General features: G+C 58.9%; 3 protein-coding genes and 1 riboswitch. All 3 genes read right to left on the bottom strand.

The window, feature by feature from the left end; genetic code table 11:
* Window positions 1-520: ribonucleotide reductase N-terminal alpha domain-containing protein (locus ACR0E6_RS21275; RefSeq protein ID WP_480587047.1), on the bottom strand; the 520-nt coding region annotated here is incomplete at its 3' end.
* The gene (gene nrdI / locus ACR0E6_RS21270) at window positions 502-915 is read right to left on the bottom strand and encodes a class Ib ribonucleoside-diphosphate reductase assembly flavoprotein NrdI (RefSeq protein WP_170719245.1); all 414 of its coding nucleotides are present in this window, start codon (window positions 913-915) and stop codon (window positions 502-504) included. The genes ACR0E6_RS21275 and nrdI, both read right to left, overlap by 19 nt.
* Before the next feature lie 15 nt (window positions 916-930).
* The gene (gene nrdH, locus ACR0E6_RS21265) at window positions 931-1,152 is read right to left on the bottom strand and encodes a glutaredoxin-like protein NrdH (RefSeq protein WP_170374861.1); all 222 of its coding nucleotides are present in this window, start codon (window positions 1,150-1,152) and stop codon (window positions 931-933) included.
* Window positions 1,153-1,237: 85 nt separating this feature from the next.
* Window positions 1,238-1,304, bottom strand: a riboswitch (cobalamin riboswitch). This riboswitch is flagged as partial in the annotation.

Genomic DNA, 1,304 nt, shown 5'->3' with positions numbered 1-1,304 from the left:
AGCACGAGATCAGCTCGCCGCGTGAGGCTTTGCCCGCGTTCAGGAAGGTAGGCGTGGCGGGTTGGAAGCGACCGTCGAGGATTTCCTCCATGAAGGACAGGGCCAGCGCCTCATCGCCGCGCGCCAGCGCCAGCGCGGTCATGACGACGCGGTCCTCATAGCGTTCCAGGAACCGCTGCCCGTCACGGGTTTTCAGCGTGTATGAGGTGTAATACTTAAATGCGCCTAGAAAGGTCGGGAACCGAAATTTCTTGGCATAGGCCGCATCCCAGATCTTGCGCATGAAGTTCTTGGAATACTGGTCCAGAACGGCCTCTTCGTAGTAGCCTTCGGACACCAAATACCCGAGCTTTTCATCCAGCGAGTGGAAGAACACAGTGTTCTGGTTGACGTGCTGCAGGAAATACTGCCGCGCGGCCATACGGTCGGCATCGAAGCGGATCTTACCCTCACCATCGTAGAGGTTCAGCATCGCGTTCAATGCGTGATAGTCCTGCTCGTTTACGCTGCTGTCGAGCATAGGTGTCTCCCTAGTTTTTCCAGCCCGGCGCGGACGCGGGCGATGTCGGTCTCTGTTCCGGCCAACTCAAACGTGTAGAGCAGCGGTACGTTGCATTTCTGGGCGATGATGCGACCGGCCAAAGCGTAGGTCGCACCAAAATTACGATTGCCTGTGCCGATCACTCCAACGATCCCGGCGCGTCTGTCCGGGTCGTTCAGGAACCGGATCACCTGTTTCGGAACCGCCCCGCGTCCTTCGCCATCTGCATAGGTGGGGCTGATCAGCACATAGGGGTGTCCGGCGTCGGGCAGCGGGTCCATTCCATTCGGAATGCGGAAAGAGGTCAGGCCCAGCCGCGAGACAAAGCGGTGGGTGTTTCCGGATTTCGATGAAAAATAGACCAGCGCCGGGATCGGCGCGGCCATGGATCAGGCCAGTTGGGCGATCATGTCCGGGCGGAACCCCGACCAGTGATCACTGCCCGCCACAACGACAGGAGCCTGACGATAACCCAGCTCGGTCACGTGGGTCATGGCGCTGTCGTCCTGGGTCAGGTCGATGACGTCATATGTGATGCCTTTTGCATCCAGCGCGCGGGTGGTGGCGGTGCATTGTACGCATGCGGGTTTGGAATATACGGTAATGCTCATGTCGTCCTCTGTCCTTTTAATGAATGCCGAGGACGCTGCGGGCAAAATGACCCCTGAACACGCCCCCGAACCCTCCGTTCGCGGTTCTCTTTCTTTGCTTGCGGCAGGTCTCCTGGCTCGCGGATTGACGTTCGGACTGACCTTCCCAAAAG

It is taken from the genome of Ruegeria sp. AP12 (genome assembly GCF_056540025.1).
This window is presented reverse-complemented; position numbering and strand designations above follow the sequence as displayed.